Source organism: Caballeronia arationis, assembly GCF_001544975.2.
GTDB classification, from domain to species: Bacteria; Pseudomonadota; Gammaproteobacteria; order Burkholderiales; family Burkholderiaceae; genus Caballeronia; species Caballeronia arationis.
Genome location: NZ_FCOG02000499.1, coordinates 1 through 993 on the forward strand (window position 1 = coordinate 1; position 993 = coordinate 993).

Annotated in this window: 2 protein-coding genes; both read left to right on the forward strand. The window is 58.7% G+C overall.

Features of this window, described 5'->3' with window-relative positions; translation table 11 throughout:
• Positions 1–225: hypothetical protein (locus AWB81_RS43470; RefSeq protein ID WP_062644772.1), on the forward strand; the 225-nt coding region annotated here is incomplete at its 5' end.
• A 300-nt stretch (positions 226–525) separates the two neighbouring features.
• Positions 526–900 carry a hypothetical protein gene (locus tag AWB81_RS43475; RefSeq protein ID WP_144444413.1) on the forward strand — a complete coding sequence of 125 codons (375 nt, stop codon included), beginning with the start codon at positions 526–528 and terminating at the stop codon, positions 898–900.
• Positions 901–993: the final 93 nt, after the last annotated feature.

Consider the following 993-nt stretch of genomic DNA (forward strand, 5'->3'; position numbering starts at 1 on the left):
GTCGTCAACGCGCTGCTCGACGAGGCGGAGCGCCTGGGGCAGGACCATTTTCATCGTATCGGGGAAGAACTAGACGGTTACGATGGACCCCCGGCGCGCGAAGTGCATCGGTGGGTGTGCCTCGCTGGACGCTACGAACTTCACTACGAAGTCCTGCCGGCCTACGCGGACGAACCTATTGCTATAGCGATCCTTCGTGTCTGGGACACCCGGCAAGACCGCTAAGACCGTGCGCGACCAACTAGTGGCGCAACCACAATTCAAAGACTCGTCGAAGGTGCCGCTCTGAGACGGCCTGCGCGTCGATCTGGCACGGAAGCTTGACTTCGGGCGGCATTGGATAGGCTTTGGCGTCAGGGCGATGTGCAAGAAGGACTAAAAACCAGCCCGGGAATGCCGTTATGCACCAGTAGGGTCGGCATCGGGGCCCCCGCCCACCGGCAACGTTGTGATTAAAGCTTTTCCTAGATCCAAATGACGCAACACACGCAGGACACAACCGCCGCATACATGGAACGAGCGCGCGTGCTCACGAGTATGAAAAGGCGGGCCGTCGAAGAGATCATCAAGTCAAGAGGCGGCACCCAGATGACTCACGTCGCCGTGCAGCGGAAAGCGGCGACCATCCTTGGCAAGTTAGCGGCAGCTACTAAGGTCCGCGCGGGCGATGCAAGGCAGCTCGTCAAGATGTATGAGCGGTTCGAGGAGTTCGAGATGCGCGCCGAGCTTGAGAGCCTGTTCGGTATCGCCGACTTGCAGCTGTTGGCCACCGAGACCGATGAAGCGGTCAAGGCTGCCATTCAAATGAAGCGAGCCGATATGAATCTCACAGGCGCAGCGATTACGACGCGCTTGCGAAACCAGCCGCCCAGATCGAGAGCAATCCGGAAAAACAAATGACGATTGACGACGGTACGACCATCTACGTCCAATTACAGATTGATGTCTACGGCGGATGCGTCGAGCTTCTGAGCAAGGAAGTCACGGAGGCCG